At 43.8% G+C, this 16891-nt stretch carries 20 protein-coding genes and 2 pseudogenes; 14 read left to right on the top strand and 8 right to left on the bottom strand.

The window, feature by feature from the left end; translation table 11 throughout:
• The first annotated feature begins 1 nt into the window (after nucleotide 1).
• The gene (locus ACMAZD_RS24500) at nucleotides 2-433 is read left to right on the top strand and encodes a GNAT family N-acetyltransferase (protein WP_435249827.1); all 432 of its coding nucleotides are present in this window, start codon (nucleotides 2-4) and stop codon (nucleotides 431-433) included.
• 61 nt (nucleotides 434-494) lie between these two features.
• Here ACMAZD_RS24500 and ACMAZD_RS24495 read toward each other — a convergent pair whose 3' ends face one another.
• Complete coding sequence (locus tag ACMAZD_RS24495; RefSeq protein WP_435249826.1) at nucleotides 495-1106, bottom strand: LysE family translocator; 612 nt, start codon at nucleotides 1104-1106, stop codon at nucleotides 495-497.
• Between the two features lie 101 nt (nucleotides 1107-1207).
• On the opposite strand from ACMAZD_RS24495, the gene ACMAZD_RS24490 reads away from it, so the two are divergent.
• A complete protein-coding gene (locus ACMAZD_RS24490; RefSeq protein WP_435249825.1) occupies nucleotides 1208-2092 on the top strand; it encodes a LysR family transcriptional regulator in 885 nt (294 codons plus the stop codon).
• A 42-nt stretch (nucleotides 2093-2134) separates the two neighbouring features.
• Here the strand turns inward: ACMAZD_RS24490 and ACMAZD_RS24485 are convergent.
• The 6 genes and pseudogenes from ACMAZD_RS24485 to ACMAZD_RS24460 form a co-directional block, all read right to left on the bottom strand.
• A pseudogene (locus ACMAZD_RS24485) lies at nucleotides 2135-2323 on the bottom strand (helix-turn-helix domain-containing protein); the annotation flags it as partial.
• Nucleotides 2324-2560: 237 nt separating this feature from the next.
• The gene (locus tag ACMAZD_RS24480; protein WP_435249824.1) at nucleotides 2561-3487 is read right to left on the bottom strand and encodes an amino acid ABC transporter permease; all 927 of its coding nucleotides are present in this window, start codon (nucleotides 3485-3487) and stop codon (nucleotides 2561-2563) included.
• Between the two features lie 177 nt (nucleotides 3488-3664).
• Nucleotides 3665-4474, bottom strand: a complete 810-nt coding sequence (locus ACMAZD_RS24475) for a transporter substrate-binding domain-containing protein (protein WP_435249823.1) — start codon at nucleotides 4472-4474, stop codon at nucleotides 3665-3667.
• 12 nt (nucleotides 4475-4486) lie between these two features.
• Nucleotides 4487-5284 carry an amino acid ABC transporter permease gene (locus ACMAZD_RS24470; protein WP_435249822.1) on the bottom strand — a complete coding sequence of 266 codons (798 nt, stop codon included), beginning with the start codon at nucleotides 5282-5284 and terminating at the stop codon, nucleotides 4487-4489.
• Nucleotides 5284-6030: an amino acid ABC transporter ATP-binding protein gene (locus ACMAZD_RS24465; RefSeq protein ID WP_435249821.1), complete on the bottom strand. Its 747-nt coding sequence runs from the start codon at nucleotides 6028-6030 to the stop codon at nucleotides 5284-5286. The genes ACMAZD_RS24470 and ACMAZD_RS24465 overlap by 1 nt, the downstream gene beginning before the upstream one ends.
• A gap of 235 nt (nucleotides 6031-6265) precedes the next feature.
• Nucleotides 6266-7414: an iron-containing alcohol dehydrogenase gene (locus ACMAZD_RS24460; RefSeq protein ID WP_435249820.1), complete on the bottom strand. Its 1149-nt coding sequence runs from the start codon at nucleotides 7412-7414 to the stop codon at nucleotides 6266-6268.
• A gap of 193 nt (nucleotides 7415-7607) precedes the next feature.
• Between ACMAZD_RS24460 and ACMAZD_RS24455 the strand changes: the two genes are divergently transcribed.
• The 11 genes from ACMAZD_RS24455 to ACMAZD_RS24405 all read left to right on the top strand — a co-directional run bounded on the left by ACMAZD_RS24455 (nucleotide 7608) and on the right by ACMAZD_RS24405 (nucleotide 13635).
• A complete protein-coding gene (locus ACMAZD_RS24455) occupies nucleotides 7608-8492 on the top strand; it encodes an AraC family transcriptional regulator (protein WP_435249819.1) in 885 nt (294 codons plus the stop codon).
• A 140-nt stretch (nucleotides 8493-8632) separates the two neighbouring features.
• Nucleotides 8633-8983, top strand: a complete 351-nt coding sequence (locus ACMAZD_RS24450; RefSeq protein WP_435249818.1) for a hypothetical protein — start codon at nucleotides 8633-8635, stop codon at nucleotides 8981-8983.
• Nucleotides 8984-9002: 19 nt separating this feature from the next.
• Nucleotides 9003-9458 (top strand): GNAT family N-acetyltransferase, encoded by a 456-nt coding sequence (locus tag ACMAZD_RS24445; protein WP_435249817.1) that lies wholly within the window; start codon nucleotides 9003-9005, stop codon nucleotides 9456-9458.
• A 124-nt stretch (nucleotides 9459-9582) separates the two neighbouring features.
• On the top strand, nucleotides 9583-10236 hold the full coding sequence (locus tag ACMAZD_RS24440; RefSeq protein WP_435249816.1) for a DJ-1/PfpI family protein: 654 nt from the start codon (nucleotides 9583-9585) through the stop codon (nucleotides 10234-10236).
• Nucleotides 10237-10293: 57 nt separating this feature from the next.
• Nucleotides 10294-10650 carry a hypothetical protein gene (locus ACMAZD_RS24435; RefSeq protein WP_435249815.1) on the top strand — a complete coding sequence of 119 codons (357 nt, stop codon included), beginning with the start codon at nucleotides 10294-10296 and terminating at the stop codon, nucleotides 10648-10650.
• A gap of 51 nt (nucleotides 10651-10701) precedes the next feature.
• Nucleotides 10702-11217 carry a GNAT family N-acetyltransferase gene (locus ACMAZD_RS24430; protein ID WP_435249814.1) on the top strand — a complete coding sequence of 172 codons (516 nt, stop codon included), beginning with the start codon at nucleotides 10702-10704 and terminating at the stop codon, nucleotides 11215-11217.
• 144 nt (nucleotides 11218-11361) lie between these two features.
• Nucleotides 11362-11529 (top strand): hypothetical protein, encoded by a 168-nt coding sequence (locus tag ACMAZD_RS24425; RefSeq protein WP_435249813.1) that lies wholly within the window; start codon nucleotides 11362-11364, stop codon nucleotides 11527-11529.
• Nucleotides 11530-11623: 94 nt separating this feature from the next.
• Nucleotides 11624-12142: a GNAT family N-acetyltransferase gene (locus ACMAZD_RS24420; RefSeq protein ID WP_435249812.1), complete on the top strand. Its 519-nt coding sequence runs from the start codon at nucleotides 11624-11626 to the stop codon at nucleotides 12140-12142.
• Nucleotides 12143-12186: 44 nt separating this feature from the next.
• Nucleotides 12187-12471, top strand: coding sequence for a YciI family protein (locus tag ACMAZD_RS24415; RefSeq protein ID WP_435249811.1), 285 nt, complete (start codon nucleotides 12187-12189; stop codon nucleotides 12469-12471).
• A 47-nt stretch (nucleotides 12472-12518) separates the two neighbouring features.
• A complete protein-coding gene (locus ACMAZD_RS24410) occupies nucleotides 12519-13160 on the top strand; it encodes a PhzF family phenazine biosynthesis protein (RefSeq protein WP_435250542.1) in 642 nt (213 codons plus the stop codon).
• A 112-nt stretch (nucleotides 13161-13272) separates the two neighbouring features.
• Nucleotides 13273-13635, top strand: coding sequence for a RidA family protein (locus ACMAZD_RS24405; RefSeq protein ID WP_435249810.1), 363 nt, complete (start codon nucleotides 13273-13275; stop codon nucleotides 13633-13635).
• 159 nt (nucleotides 13636-13794) lie between these two features.
• On the opposite strand, the gene ACMAZD_RS24400 is transcribed toward ACMAZD_RS24405, so the two are convergent.
• Nucleotides 13795-15381 (bottom strand): BCCT family transporter, encoded by a 1587-nt coding sequence (locus tag ACMAZD_RS24400; protein WP_435249809.1) that lies wholly within the window; start codon nucleotides 15379-15381, stop codon nucleotides 13795-13797.
• Between the two features lie 450 nt (nucleotides 15382-15831).
• Between ACMAZD_RS24400 and ACMAZD_RS24395 the strand changes: the two are divergent.
• Nucleotides 15832-16884 (top strand): annotated as a pseudogene (locus tag ACMAZD_RS24395) (Ig-like domain-containing protein); the annotation flags it as partial.
• Between the last annotated feature and the right edge of the window lie 7 nt (nucleotides 16885-16891).

Below are 16891 nucleotides of genomic sequence, written 5' to 3'. Positions count from 1 at the left end.
TTTGAAGTATTCGACAAGACCTGTTCAGTCATCAGATTATGAATTTCTGTTCGAGCTAAAAAAGGCGGCTGAATTTGAGCCAATCAAAGCTGTTTTTGGCTGGGATGAGCAAGTTCAACGAGACATACACGCCGAAGAGTGGGCAGAAGAAAGGCCTGAAATCATTGAATATCAGGGCAAAGTGATTGGCAGTGTGTTGCTGCAAGACAAAGGTGCTCACTTCTACTTTTGCCGATTCTTTTTGCTGCCCGAATATCATGGTAAAGGCATTGGTAGCCAAATCCTCACCGATTGCTTAGCACACGCAGATAAGATCAGTAAGCCAGTTGAGTTGTGTTACCTGCAAGGTAATCGAGTTGGGGAGTTGTATCGAAGGTTTGGTTTTGAAATCACCTCGCAAAACGACCAGTTTGTTTACATGTGGCGTCGGTAATTCCAAGCGTTAGGTATAACCTCAACGACACAATCTGCCATTGAGGTTTTTAGTTTTCGACTTACGACTTGATCGCCAGCAATGTCCCGAATGTCACCAATCCAAATCCGCATGCTTGATTGAGTCGCATCTTGGCTTTCAACAAGTGTTTTTGCAAAGTCTCTGAAGTGAAAAGCATAGCGACAATTCCGAACCACAAGCCGTGAAGAACAATCATGTAAAGCCCATAGCCAAGTGCGACATGCTGGTTCGCTGCATCGGGTGAGATCACTTGGCTGAAGATACTCAAGAAGAACAACATGGTTTTAGGGTTGAGTACGTTACACAAAAAGCCTTGCGCCAAGTAGCGCCAAACACTGATGCTCAGCGTCGTTCCTTCCATCGGTGTGATTTTGCTGTCTGCGCTTAGGATTCCTTTTATGCCGAGGTAAATAAGGTAAGCGGCACCAGCGTATCGAATGATGTTGAAAAGCTGCTCATTCTGTGAGATTAAGTAACTAATCCCCAGCATTGAATAACTGATGTGAACGCAAATCGCAAGGCTGACCCCTAACGCTGTCCAAATGCCTGCTTGTCTTCCTTGATTAACACTGTTCTTCAAAACCAAAACGAAATCCGCGCCGGGGCTTATAACAATTAATAGTCCCAACACAGCTAAGCTCAACCACTCCATAAATACTCCAATTCTCTTATTTGATGTGCCGTCATTGTATGGTTTTTGTTTGCTGCCTATAATCGAAATGAATTCTATTAATCTGTGAGAAATAATCACATATGAGGCATCTTAAAGCATTTCACGTTTTCCATGTCGCAGCTCATTCTACGAGCTACAGCGAAGCGGCAGAAAAACTCAATATTACTCATGGTGCTGTGAGCAAACAGATCAAGGTTCTGGAAAACCATCTGTCTCACGCTCTGTTTTATAAGCAGGGTCGAAATGTGTGTTTGACCAAAGAGGGTGAGTTACTCAAAGGTTACACAGAGCAAGCGTTTCAGGCATTGGATACGGGCGTCCAAAAGCTCAACCAGCTTAATAACCATGCACTCGAGGTGTCGTGTGAGCCAACGTTAACCATGCGTTGGTTAATGCCACGTTTAGGTGAGTTCTACGCCGAGTCGGGCATTGATGTACGCTTGTCTACAGCGGGCGGACCTGTGAACTTAAGCGCGACTGGTCTTGATTTGGCGATTCGCCGAGATGATTTTAACTTAACCGAACATTACAAACAGACGCCGTTAGTGGAAGAGTGGGTTGGCCCTGTATTCTCGCCTGATTACTGGCAACAGGTAAAAGATAACTTAGGTGATGTAAAACTGCTTCACAGCAGTACGCGGCCAGATGCGTGGAGCCATTGGACATCTATCACCAAAGACACTGCACTTGAAAGTAGGGTATTGTCGCAAACAGTTTCCAACCAGACATTTGCACACTTCTACTTTTGTTTTCAGGCAGCTGTTGATGGTTTAGGGGCGGCGCTTGGGTCTTATCCTTTAATCGCCGATGATCTTAAACGAGGTAACTTGATCGCGCCGTTTGGCTTTGTACCTTCTGGTTACCAATACATATTGCTCACACAAGATAGCAATCAGGATGAGTCAGCTAATTCATTCGTAGCTTGGTTGAAGAGCGAGTTGTCGCAGTGTGTTCCAGGTTTTTAATAACTTAAAAAATAACAACCGATATCCTTGTTACTTTAGAAGCTAACTCGTTCTTGATGTTGAGTGCTTAGCAAGTGCATGAGGCGGTACACCAAACGCTTTCTTAAATGCATTAGTGAAGTTAGAAGGGTGTTGATAACCCGCTTCATAAGCGGCTTCGGTTATTGATACTAAGCCACGCTCTAAGTGCTGGCGCGCGATATTAAGGCGTCGGTGGCGAATATAACCGTCGCCAACCACTGCGTAAAAAGCTCTTTCTTTATGATTGTCCATGTTGAGTGATGTCCTTGAGAAGAATCAACGTAGTTCGATACTTTTTTAAGTATAGTGATTAGGCGAGTATTTTGCTGTGTTTCTAAGAAGAAATATGAAGAGATAAGTCCTGATTGGTCAATAACTTAAACCAATCAGGTCGAATTAATAAGGGCAATGAATGGTCGGGCGAGCCGATACTTTTGTTTAATGGTGTTACTGATGGTTAAGGTAGGCGCTAGAACGTTGCTCAATCACTTTGAACAGACGCGAAAGTGCAAAGCACAAAGCAAAATAAACGAAGCCTACAATCAACCAGATCTCGAAGATCAACCCCGAGGAGTTTGCCATCTCAGTACCAACAAACGTCATCTCTTGGATGGAAATCAGAGACACAATCGACGTGTCTTTAACCAAGGAGATTGCCTGACCTGCCAAAGGTGGCGTAATCGCCGTTAATACCTGAGGGCCAACCACAAATCGATATTTAGAGAATGCCGACAACCCAAGTGAATCAGCTGCTTCCCATTGCCCTTTAGGAATGCTTTCTAAACCCGCTCGAATTACTTCAGCAATATAAGCTGAAGAGAGCAGGCCAATACAGATAACACCAGAGGCTAAGTTTTCCCAAAGGTTTGAGGGCCCGAATAGGAAATCTTGAACTGCGTTAATTTCGCCATTGTGTTCACGTAAAATGCTTTCTAAGCCAAGTAGAGGGATCAGTTGGTTAGAGACAAAGAAGTAAAAGATGAACACAAATACCAATGGTGGAATATTTCGAACCAACTGGATAAAAATCAGTGCCGGTGTTTTGAAGAAAGCGATCTTTGAGTGTCTTGCTATCCCTAAAAGTGTGCCGAAAGAGAGCGCTAACACCATGCTCCATAAGCTTAAACGCAATGTTGCGACCAAGCCTTGGAAGAAGTAAGGAATACTGCCTTGAGAAGGTGGAATAAAAATTAATGTGAACGCGTCTTCCCATCGCCACTGATAGTTAATACCGACAGAAGAACGATAATAAAGCCAACCTGCGAACGCACAAATGATGGCAAACAAAACACCATCTAAGAGAGTAAGGCGTTGATACCAGGGCTTTATATGAACGTTGGGCTTAGGTGTTGTTAATGCGCTAGTACTACTCACGTCATTCCTGTTTAAACATTAATTATTATTGGGTTGTTGCTTGGATCTAAAACGAATCAAATAAAGCGACTTACAAAGGCTACTTAAATCGTCGATGAGAAGGCAGTGCAAACAGTGCACTGCCTTGATTTAGATTCGACAGATTAGCTCATATTAAAAGCTGAGCTCAACTTCAGATTACTGACCTTGAGCAATCTGGTCTTGCCAATCTAAAGTAGAGAACCAGTACTCGTAACGCTCTTTCAACCAACCGTCTTTAGTACGTGCTTTGATCCATTCGTTGAAGAATTCTGCCTTGTCAGTTTCACCTAGGCGAACTGCAAATGCTTCGTTACCTTTGGATAGACGCTCTTCAAATGGAATAAATAGCGTGTCTGCGTTTTTAATCGCTTCGTGTTCTGGTTTCGGGCTAGACGCGATAACTGCGTGCGCGTTGCCGTTTAACACTTCTTGGAATGCTTGAGCATCGTCATCGAACTGTAGAACTTTCGCTTTAGGGAAGGTTTCACGAGCCACTTGAACTGTGAACGCACCACGACGAGCAGCAATTTTCACACGGCGAGAATCAAAATCAGAGATTTGAGTAAAACCTTCCGCTAGCTCTTTATTAGCAGCCAGTTGAACACCAGAGTGAGAGTATGGTTCAGTGAACAGCACGCTTTTAGCTCGCGCTTCAGTAATAGACATACCGCCGATGATCACATCAAACTTCTTCGATAATAGAGAAGGGATAATGCCGTCCCATGCCGTAGGTACAAATTCGACTTTCCAACCTGAATCTTCGGCAAGGCGTTTCGCCACGTCGATTTCGAAGCCAACGAGATCGCCTTGTTTGTTACGCATCGCCCAAGGAACAAATGTCGACATACCAACGCGCAGTGAGCCACGTTCGTTGATTTTATCGAGGTTAGGCGTTTCAGAAGCAAGTGCAGGCAAACTTACGGCAAGCGCAAGTAGGGCTGTAATCGCGGTTTTAAATAGCTTCATGCTGATAAATCCTTATTGTGTTCGCCAGTTAGATCCGAGCTTATGCTCAAGCCAAGCAGCAACGGCAGAAAGTGAAAGTGTAAGTGCAAGATAAATGATCGCCACAGAGAACCAGATCTCAAATGGCATCGCGGTTTCAGAAACGATGTTTCTGGCTTCGGTTGTCAGGTCGAAAATAGCCATGACACTCACAATCGAAGAGTTTTTAATTAGAGAGATCACTTCATTGGTCAAAGGTGGTAAGGTGCGTTGCACCACCTGAGGAAGAATCACATCCCAGTAAGTATAGGTCTTTGATAAGCCCAAGGATTGAGCCGCTTCAAATTGTCCTCTCGCAATACCATTTAAACCGGCACGGAATATCTCGGCGGTGTAAGCTCCTTGGAAAAGTGCCAAGGCTAAAACGGCAGTGCTAAAGCGATCCAGCCCTAATACGGGGCCAAATACAAAATAGAGCAAATAAATCTGTACCAATAACGGCGTGTTACGAATCAACTCAACATAGCTGGTTGCTAAGGTGCGTCCAACTACAGAGTTTGAGTTTCTCAATAGCGCTGTTGTTAAACCAATGAACAATGTAGCGGCCAAAGAAATCAAAGAGATATTGATGGTAACCAGTAGTCCTTCAATCAGCTCTGCTGGCCACCATTCACCATCTTCATAGAAAGTAATATAGTCCGGTACGCGCTCCCATTGCCAGGTGTATCCCATGGTTTGTGCGCCAGAATCGAGGATCCAGACAACCGCAGCCACGAGCACAGTAATTTGTACCAAAGCGGATAGGACGGGCTTAATAATTCGAATCAACATCAATAAGTCAGGATCTGATTTAGGAACGCTTGAGTACGTTCATGTTGTGGGTTTTCAAAAAGCGCTTGAGGCGTATTGGATTCCACAATTTGCCCTTCATCCATGAAGATAACGCGGTCGGCCACTTGTTTCGCAAAGCCCATTTCGTGAGTCACACACATCATGGTAATACCTTCGCTCGCCAGTTCAACCATCACGTCGAGCACTTCGTTGATCATCTCCGGATCAAGCGCTGAAGTTGGTTCATCAAAAAGCAGTAATTCAGGCTTCATGCACAGTGAACGTGCGATAGCCACTCGTTGTTGTTGGCCACCAGAAAGTTGTACAGGGTATTTGTTGGCTTGTTCTGCAATGTGTACGCGTTCGAGATAGTGCATTGCAATCTTCTCGGCTTCTTGTTTGCTTTTTATAAGCGTACGAATCGGCGACAGAGTTAGGTTCTCAAGCACAGTAAGATGGGGGAATAAATGAAAGTGCTGAAACACCATTCCGACTTGACCTGGAGTGCTGAACCTGGTCGGAAGTACTTGCTCTAACACACAAAGCTCGCCACTTTCGAAGGGTTCTAGCTGATTGATACAGCGGATTAAAGTTGATTTACCCGAACCTGATGGCCCGCAAATCACTACTATTTCTCCCTGTTCAATATTTAAATCGATATCCTTTAGGGCATGAAAATCACCATACCACTTGTTAAGTGACTTAAACTTAACCATTTCCTTGAGATTGTTCAAATCGTTGTTCATACCTAGTAAAGAGACAGGTTTACCTTACCAATATAGAAATCCAAATGCACATAAAATTAAGGACTTATGAGAATTTAATAGCATCTTGTAGGGCAAATTAAAAAGCAGCGCCTGATTTGGGCGCTGCTTGGGGATATACGCAAGGGCAAAGAATTTGGTTCAGTTTCACGGAATAAATTCTTAGATTATAGTGATTTTCTTTAGAACCTTGTTTTCCTTGCTCTAATTTTGACCGCTATTGAATCGCAGACTCTAGAATCTCGCGTGTTTTCTGAGGCGTGATTGCTTTGTTCTCGCCAAGCTCTAGGTAACCGTGTGATTCAAGTTGCGCGACAACACTATCAATCGCAGTTGCTTTGTTTATTTCGTAACCGTCGAACATCGTTGGAACGTCAAGGCTGTGGTAGAAATCTTCGATTGCAGCAATAGTGCGCTCTGCTAAATCGGCACCCGCTTCTAGGCCAAATACGTTACGACCCATTTGCTCTAGCTTGCCACGCTTCGCTTCGATTTGATTACGAAGTAGTGAAGGTTGAACAATCGCAAGAGAACGTGCGTGGTCTACGTGCCATAGTGCTGTGAACTCGTGGCCAATCATGTGTGTTGCCCAATCTTGAGGAACGCCAGTACCAATCAGGCCGTTGAGCGCTTGGTTTGCCGTCCACATTAGGTTTGCACGCCATGCGTCGTTGTCACGTTCGTCGTATTGCTTACCCAGTACAAGTAGGTTCTTCAGCAGTGTTTCAGCGTAACCATCTTGAACCATCGCGTCTGTTGGCATTGTGATGTATTGCTCACAGACGTGAACCCATGCGTCAACTAGACCGTTGATCAATTGGCGCTCTGGAAGAGACTTCATTACGTCTGGATCCATAACCGCGAACTTAGGTTGTACCGCAGGGTTCATGAACGCCAGTTTCTCTTGAGTCTCTTTACGAGTGATTACAGCACCCATGTTAGATTCAGAACCTGTCGCAGGAAGTGTCAGTACTGCACCAATAGGAGTGGCTTCAGTAACTTGGTGTTTGCCCGCGAGGATATCCCAACCGTCGCCGTCGTATTTAGCCGCTGCAGCAACGTATTTAGAACCGTCGATTACCGAACCACCGCCAACAGCGATAATGAATTCTACGTTTTCTTCTTTAACAAGAGCGACTGCTTTATCTAGCGTCTCTTTCGTTGGGTTAGCTTCGACACCCGCGAACTCAATCCAAGCGTGATCCTTTAGAGATTCGACAACTTGGTCGTAAACACCGTTGCTTTTGATTGAACCGCCACCGTAGAGGACTAGCACTTTCTTAGAAGTATCAACTGCTTGGCTAATAGCGTTGATTTGACCTTGGCCGAAATGGATGACAGTAGGGTTAACGTAAGTAAATTGCATAGGAGATTCCTTGTGTAAAGCTAAATTTGTTATTTTGGTTTATTGCTCAATTTCTATATTTGCATATTAGTACAGTCATTCGGGGTAATGAAGGGCTGTTTCTCCAAATAAATTGCCTATTTCTACAAAGTTGATACTCTTCCTCTGCTTTAGCTTACATACTCTTAGCACTTGGAATGGAAAGTCGCCACTTATGAAAGAACTCGCGCAGTTATTACAGTCTTACGTTGAACACAAAGGTTGGGATGATCTTGAAGGGATCAGAGAAACAGAAATTGACGGCGTGTGGTTATATAGAAGCAGCGGCGGCAATCCGCGTCAGCCTTTTACTTACCAATCTGGCATCATAATGATGGGGCAAGGTAAAAAGAACATCTATCTTGGCGAACGCCCAGTGACTTACGCAGCTGGTGATTACCTAGTAGTAGGTGTGCCAATGCCGTTGGAGTGTGAGGCTTTGCCTGTTAATGGTGAACCATTGCTTGGTTTATCTATCAACATTGACTCTCAACGTTTGCACAGCTTGGTAAAAAAGTTAGAAGACCAAGGCTTTCTTGAGGGCTACTGCAATAAGCACAGACAGAATTCTAGCGGCTTAGAATCTACGCCGATGGAAGAGCAAATGCTAGAAAGTTTTACTCGATTGGTGAAAATGCTGCATTGCGACATCGAAGCCAACATATTGGGTGATGCCATGGTCAGCGAAATTGTCTACCGTGCCTTAACCGGTTCAGAAGGGCGAGTGCTGTTTGATTTGGCTCATCATGACGGTCATTACGCACGTGTTGCTAAAGCATTATCTAAAGTGCATGGAGAGTATGACCAAACCATTACTGTTCAATCGCTCGCTGACGAAGCGAATATGAGTGTGTCTGCTTTCCACAATGCTTTTCGTAACGTCACCTTCGAATCACCCCTTCAGTACTTGAAGAAGGTAAGGCTCAACAAAGCCAAAGAGCTGATTCAGTCAGAAGGCCTGCGAATCAACGACGCTGCACGTCGAGTCGGCTACTCCAGCCCATCCCAATTCAGCCGCGAATTTAAGCGTCACTTTAATACAACACCACGAGCGGTGTAATGTTTCCTATCAGCAATAAAGGTTGTTAAACATGCGGCACTTCATATAGTGCGATCTTGCGCATACTTTTTGATTGACCGAGAAATCTAAATTTTATAAATACCTATTATTGAAGTACTGAGATTCTGTAGGAGGTTCATTTGCTCGATTTGTTAAAGAAAGTGTTGCTAATCAATTTGATAGCTGCAATGGTCGTTTTTGTGCTGTCGCAGTTTTTTCCTTTTTTTGCCACTACAAGAATCGTCGACTTCTTGTTTTTTGTCGTTATCGTCATTTGGATTTTGGCAAAACTTCTGTGGGAAGGAGGCGTTCATAGCAAAACAACGCGCTTAGATGATCCTATTACAGACAAAGTCTACAAAATGGTCGACGGGCACGATTTTGCTAAAGACCAACAAGTACACTACCGAATGAATTATCAAACAGGTTTGGTGTTATTCATTGCTGGCTTACCGGCGTTTATTGCGTGCTTTGTTCTGCAATCCTTTTAAGTACGGGTAGGTGGCAGTAATGGAAGAGTATTTAGAACTGGACTTGATGACATTGGAGTCAATTTCAAAAGAAGCAGGCTTTCCAATAGATAGAGATGTGTATTTAGCATCTCATAACCAATCAATGGAACAAGGACTGCTTGTCGAATATCGGCGACATAATAAGCTAATTGGTTACACGACGTTAAGTGATTTAGGGGATGGCAAGTGGTTTGTCCCTGTGTTTGTGGTACACCCAGACTATAGAAGTAAAGCCGCTTTTCTTGCTCTATTTCGTGGCATTGTAAATATACTGAAAGCGCGCGATTCAAGGGTATTAGTAAGCAATGTTTTACGCCTAAATGAACTGTCGGTGCAGTTTCATAAGCGATTAGGGTTTGAAATAACACGTGAGAATCACTTAGGTTACGAGTTTACACTGGCGTTGACTCCTGAAGTAGAAAGAAAATGGTCTAACTTCGTTGCTGTTACCTAGGGTTTACAAATAATTGAGGATTGAGTTTGACCTCAAGTGAGTGGTGGTCAATATTACCTTTCTATGAATCACCTCACTATTAACGCTTCTCATCTTTCGAGAGTAATCAACAAGGGTATGTATTATGTACAAAGTCGGAATCGTATTATTTGATGACTTCACAGATGTAGACTTCTTCTTGATGTATGACTTATTAGGGAGAACGACGGACTCTTGGGAGGTTAAGGTTCTTGGAACCAAGCCTGAGCATCGTTCACATTTAGGTATGACCGTGAAAACCGATGGTCATATTATTGAGGTCGGGCAGCAAGACGTTGTGCTGATCACAAGTGGTTATCGTGGTATTCCGGCTGCGTTGAAAGAGCCAGAGTTCATGAGCTCATTACAGTTGGATCCGAGTGAGCAGCTAATCGGTTCGATTTGCGCGGGATCTTTTGTGTTGTATGAACTCGGTTTACTTAAAGGCAAGAGGCTAACAACAAATCCGCATGCAAAACCAACATTAGAAGCGATGGGTGGAGACGTTCAAGATCTGCCTTTAGTCATCGAAGGGAACATTGCTACAGCTGGTGGGTGCCTTGCTCTGGTCTACTTAATCGGCTGGGTGGCTGAGCGATTATTTGATTCTAACAAACGTAGAGCGATTCAAAATCAACTTATCCCCGCAGGGCAATTAGATCTCTTCGAAGAACTTATCTCTGAAACCATCCAGTCTGCAGAGGCTGATAACTTGCACGATAGGTCACTAAAAGCTGAGCTGAAAGACGCAGTGGTTTGAATAATTGCCATGCTATTTCAACAAAAAGCGTTTAACGAGAGAACGAAAAATAAGTTTATGCCATTTAGAATTATTTTAATGCTATGCCTAGCTCTGACGGGCTGCGCGTCCAATGAAGCTTTACAACCTGACCCAACAAGTATCACGTTGTTTTATGGCGAGACATCGATCTCCGCAGGCGTATTAGAAGACAAAACATTTAATTCAGTACTCGCCGATAGGGCTGAGAGTGTCACTTTTTCGGGCTCAATACGAAAGCAAGACTCTGGCTACTTGGTCGATATGCTGGTGATTCGTGAAACGAAAAAGCCACGCTCAACTCGACAATTAAACACGTCACTTCATATGAAAACTGGGGAGTTAGTGGATGTGGGTGGTGTGAACAACGATATTTTTAGGGTGGTTTTGGAGTAGTATTATCAGTTATCAGTTATCAGTTATCAGTTATTAGTCGAGGGAGAGTTTATGCAGCAGAACATTACCACAGAACGATTAATCTTAAGGCCATTTCGATTGACTGATAGCCAGCGCGTTGCTGAACTTGCGGGTGAGAAAGTGATAGCTGATATGACGGCTAATATTCCTCACCCGTATGAAGTAAGTATGGCGACTGATTGGATTAACACACACGAATCTTTCTTCAACGAAGGGAAAGGTGTGGTGTATGCGATAACTCTTAAAGCTAACGACGAGGTCGTTGGTGCAGTTAGCTTTCCTAGTTTGCAAGATGGTGTTGGTATTCTTGGTTATTGGCTTGGTGTTCCGTTTTGGGGGCAGGGTATCGCCTATGAAGCCTCACTGGCGTTAGTGGAATACAGCAAAGCTCATTTTGGGCTCACAGAGTTGAAAGTGATGCACTTGTCTGAAAACAAACGCTCAGAGTCAGTTATACGAAAGCTCGGTGTAAAGTTTGTTGAGAAGCAGATGCGTAAAGTTCATGGTAGAGATCGTGAACTATACCTGTATCACTCTTTACTTTAGTTCTCTTAGATATCGTATCCATTCCTACATTTACAAAAATTAAATGGTCCGGCGAAATAAATAGTTCAATTATCTAAAATTTCGCTTTACCTCAACCTAACTTCAAGTCTTAAGCTTCTCTTACTTACTCAGAAGGAGCTTATTATGCAAAATAATTATGTTAAGGAACTCTCTGTTAAAACTTACCAAGAAGCGATTGAAAGGGAGGCTGTTAAATCAAAAGTTCGCCCATTTCATGCACTGAGTTTTTTCAGTGGTGCCTTGTTTTCTATGACGGTAATGGGATTGCTTTTGGTCACGCCATCACTTTGAGCGATGGTTAACTCCCATCAACCTAGATAGAAACGCAGAGAGTTCGAAATTTTAAAAAAAAGCAGTACTTTAAGGGAGCCTTGTAGAGTTACTTATGGATATATCTATACACTTACTTCAACCAAGTGATGTTGGTCCTCTTTTCGAATTTGAAGTCGAAAATAGAGAGTGGTTTAATCAATTTGTTCCTGCTAGGGATGACAGTTTCTATTCTGATTCAGGGGTTGCCGACCAAGTTACGCTCTTCCTTAAGGAATACCAAAATGGTGAGTTGATCCCAATGCTAATTAAGGACGCTAACGGCGTTATTTGTGGAAGAATCAACGTTCGTGATATCGGAAAAAATGGTGAAAGCGGGGAGCTCGGCTATCGGGTTGGTCGAGCTTTTGGTTCTAAAGGTGTCGCCTCTAATGCGGTCAGAGAGCTGCTAACCTACTTGTCTAAGCTCTCATCCCTAAAATATATTGATGCTTATGCATTAGTAGGTAATGTCGGTTCAAATAAAGTACTAACAAATACGGGTTTCGAGCTAGTTGAGCATGTCCAAAATTACGCAGTATTCAAAGGACAACAACAGAATGCCAACTATTACCGCAAGGCAATATCCGTGTAAGTGGATACTCTCAATACTAACCTCTCTTAAAATAAGGCAATATTATGTTTATTGTTTCTCTCGAATACCAAGTGTCTTTGAAGAAAGTAGAGCGCTTCATTCCAGAGCATGTTGAGTTTTTAAACAAGCAGTATGAACTCGGGCACTTTCAGTTGTCGGGTCGTAAGAACCCTAGAACTGGTGGTGTTATTTTGTCCACACTTAGTAACAGGGAACAGTTAGACATTATTTTGACCGAGGATCCCTTTCATCGAGAGAATATCGCTAAGTATGAAGTCATCGAGATGTTGCCGACCAAGGCGTCTCAAGAGTTCGAGTTTTTGTTATAGGTTACATTTACTCTACGACGTGACTAGAAGTAACGCATCAACTCGCACTGCCAATCACAGCTTTCGTCGTGAAATCAGGGAATGCTTTCGATATTCGTTGGTTTGCCTTAGATGGTGAGATAAACCTTTGTGGTCATGGTAGTTTGGCTGCTGGCACTGATTTGAGCGAGCGGTATAAGTTTGAAGAGGTTACGCTAAACAGTGACTATGGACAGGTCGTGATTTCTAGTAAAGACGGCTTATCTCGATTGGAACTGCCAAGTTGGAATGGCAAACCTTACGTTCAGTTGAGCGATGCTCCAATGGATCTATTGGCTTTGAATCAGACAGTTGTCGATGCATTCTCGACAAGAGACTTGGTGTTAGTGTTGGATTCAGAGGAAGCGGTCAGGAATTTTACTCCTGATTTTGAACTGTATAAAAAAATTAAAGATCTGCATGCAGTGATGGTGACAGCCAAAAGCTCAGATGACAGTTATGTTCTGCGCTATTTTGCCCCGAAAATCGGTATTTCGGAGGATTTAGCAACAGGTTCGGCACAATGTTCACTGGCTCCATATTGGTTTGATAAGTTAGGGAAAGATAAACTTTCAGTTCGTCAGCTTTCAAGTTCTGGCGGTTGTTTTGAAGTTGAGAGAAAGACAGACTCTTCAATTGTGGTGTCGGCACGAGTTGTACGTCGTCCATAAAAGAATGGTGATCTCACTGGAGAGGTAGAGCTTTCCAATTTTTGTTTTCAATATTCACGATTTGGATTAGATTACGCTGATGTTCACCCTAATTATAAGAAGAGTATAACCGGTGAAAATTCATAGAATTAACCCGACCAAACGTTGGTCTGATGTAACTGTATTTAATGGCATCGCAAGTTTTGTTGAAGTACCAGAGACAGATACAACGGCAGGAATTAAGAGTCAGGTTCAGCAAATTTTTGATCAAGCTGAAGAAATGATGAGTTTGGTAGACAGTGACAAATCTCGCGTATTGTCAGTAACGATTTACTTAACAGATTTTGCTAACTTTGATGCACTAAATGAAGTGTGGGAATCGTGGTTCCCTGAAGGCAGTGCGCCAAGCCGTGCATGTGTAAAAGCTGAGTTGGCAAACCAAGAGCTGTTGGTTGAGATGTCGTTTATGGTTGCCGCCGGTGGGAAGTTTCAATAAGCCGAAATATCTTTAGAAATTAGCACTATTCGATATCAACGCTAATCAGCTAATCAGCTAATCAATAAGACAGCGAACAGATAAAACAAAGCCACTCAGGTGAATCACTTGAGTGGCTTTATTGTTTACACGCTACCCGAAACTAAATCGGATTAGGTATTAAGCGATGCCTTGATCTCTTGCCATCTGCTTCGCGATCTTCGGAGCGTGCCATAAACACGGCAACAAGATGAACGATACAGGAACAGCGGTAATCACAATGAACGACTGTAGGGCAGAGATACCACCAGAGCCCATTGAGATAAGAGCAATGGCTACCGCACCCATAATGATACCCCAGAAGGTACGTACCGCAGCGTTCGGTTCTGTTGTGCCGGTCATTACCACACTGATTGTGTAGGTCATTGAGTCACCTGTCGTCACGATGAACGTGGTTGTCAGGATAAGGAACAGAATCGCTAGCAGAGTTGGGAACGGCAGTTGCGCTGTAATTGCTAGAAGAACCGCGGGAAGGTTAAAGCCTTCGAACGCACTAGAAATCACGCCTGGGTTCTCTAATTCAAACGCTAAACCACTACCACCAACGATGCTGAACCAGAAACAAGTTACAAGCGGTGCAACGATGCTAATAGAAACGATCATCTGGCGAATGGTACGGCCACGTGAGATACGAGCAATGAAGATCGCCATCATAGGACCATAGCCCAAGAACCAACCCCAGAAGAATACAGTCCAGCCACCTAGCCACGCTGTATCTTGGCGGTAAAGCGCCATAGGGATGAAGTTATCGACCATTTCGCCCATACCCTGCAGGTAGCCATCAATGATGAAGCTCGTTGGGCCTACTAGCAGGATGTAGACTATTAGGCACACAGACAAGATGATGTTGTAACGGCTAACCAGTTGGATGCCCTTGTTTACGCCACTTAATGCAGACAGCGTGTACATTGCGATAGCAAATACGATAACAACACTTTGAGTCGCAAAGCTGTCTGAAATGCCAAACAGTTCGCTCAGAGCGTAGCTAATTTGTAGGCCAAGGAAACCAATAGGACCGATAGTACCTGCAGCTACTGCCACAATGCTGCACGCGTCGACTACGTTACCAATCCAGCTATTAATTGCTTTGTCGCCAAGTACTGGGTAAAGCAGAGTACGAGGCTTAAGAGGAAGGCCTTTGTCGTAATGCAGGTGCATTAACACGATAGAAGACAAACCACCTAAGATTGCCCATGCAAGGAAACCCCAGTGCATGAAAGATTGTGATAGGGCGTTGAACGCCATCGCTTGAGGATCTGCGTTGCCATAAAGAGGCGGAGCGGAAACAAAGTGAGCAATAGGCTCTGCCGCTGCCCAGAACACACCACCGCCGGCTAGCAGCGTACATAGGACGATAGACATCCATTTAAAGGTGGTCATTTCAGGGAAGGCAAGCGTTCCTAAACGAACCTGGCCTGTGCGCCCTAGTGCAAGCACTAAGCCGATAATGAAGTTAAGTAATAGTAGGACTTGCCAGAAAGCACCGAACCACTTAGTTGAGTAACTAAAGCCGATGTTAACAAGTTCGGACAACACGGAGGTGTTGGTGAAAGCGAGGATGACAAAGAGGGTTAAAAAACTGCCACTAAGCCAAAAGACTGGGTTTCCGAGTTCCAGTTTTTCACCCAAAGATTGAGCTTTGTTGAAATCGATAGAAGTAGATTCTGCGTTGATGTTTTCGTTGGCGACTTGCGTCAAGTTGGACATTATTTCTTCGCTATATTTGGCTCTTTCAAGCCTATGTATTTCTCCCACACTTGCATAGAAATGTGAGGTTCGTCAAAAAAGCCGCAGATACTAACACATTTGTTACCAAAAAGTGGGCAAATTTCCAAAAGAAACCCAAATCATCTATAAATCTCTACTTTTTGGTTAGTTTTAATACGGATTTTTTCTCAACGCTGTATCACATTTCTGATTTTTGGGACAAAATTTTTTAGCTTTTCGAAATAAATTAATATTAGTTGTTGGTGCAAAATAAGTGACGACTCATTGCATGCTATAAACAAATTAATGCGAGTCATTTTATAAAAACTGAATATTTTAGGTGTTTAATTGGCGCTGTTACCTACAGTTGTTTTGCGAAGAGATTTAAGTGGTAAAGAAAGTGCCATTTAAATTAAACATCTTGAAACAACAACTTAAGGGATAGCTAACATGCACCTAAACCAAGGAAGAGTGGCCAAGAAGGTTTTTACACTCAGTACTCTCACCGCGTCATGCTTGATGGCGTTCAACAGTTATGCGGCTGTTGATTGTTCAACGTTAGAAACGTGGGATTCTGCCACGGTGTACACCGGTGGTGATCAGGTTACACATGACGGCAGCGCGTACTCAGCAAATTACTGGAATCAAAACAACAACCCGAGACAATTTGAAGGTGACTATGCACAGTGGAAAAAGCTAGATGTGTGTAGCGGCAATGGAGGAGGTGGGACACCAAATGAAGCACCAACGGCTTCGTTAACAGCGCCAACGGCATCAGATGTGATTGTTGAGGGTGACAACGTCGTATTAAGCGCAACAGCACTGGACGCTGATGGCAGTGTTGCTTCAGTAGAATTCTTTGTTGATAGTACTTCGGTTGCGGTTGTGACAGCGGCACCATTTGAAGCGGCTTGGGCTGCCACGTCTGGTAACCATCAGATTTCAGTTGTTGCAACGGACAATGAAGGCGCAGTAAGTGTTACAAGTGCGGCTTCTATCTCTGTCGATTCCGTTACACCAGGAAATGAAGCACCGACAGTTTCAGTTGCGCTTTCAGCAGCTGCGGTCGATGTTGGTGGTGTGGTAACGCTTACCGCAAGAGCAGCAGACAGTGATGGCACAGTTGATAAGGTTGATTTCTATGTGGCTGGTGCCCTTGTAGGTACAGCAGCGACAAGCCCTTACACGTTAGATTACATAACCACTCAAGCAGGCTCTTTAGCGGTTTACGCGAAAGCTACCGACAACCAAGGCGCTACGGCTGATTCAGCGTTAGCTTCTTTGATAGTCAATGGCGCTGCGACAGTGAGTACTTGTCGTCCTGATGGCTTGTATCAAACTCAAGGTATCGATGTACCTTACTGTACGATTTACGATGATGAAGGCCGTGAGAAGATGGGCACGGATCACCCACGTCGTGTGATTGGTTACTTCACAAGCTGGCGTGCAGGGGACGATCCACAAGCCGCTTACTTAGTAAATGATATTCCTTGGGAGCAACTAAGGGCGG

Source organism: Vibrio sp. nBUS_14 (assembly GCF_051201655.1).
Lineage (GTDB): Bacteria > Pseudomonadota > Gammaproteobacteria > Enterobacterales > Vibrionaceae > Vibrio.
This window is presented reverse-complemented; position numbering and strand designations above follow the sequence as displayed.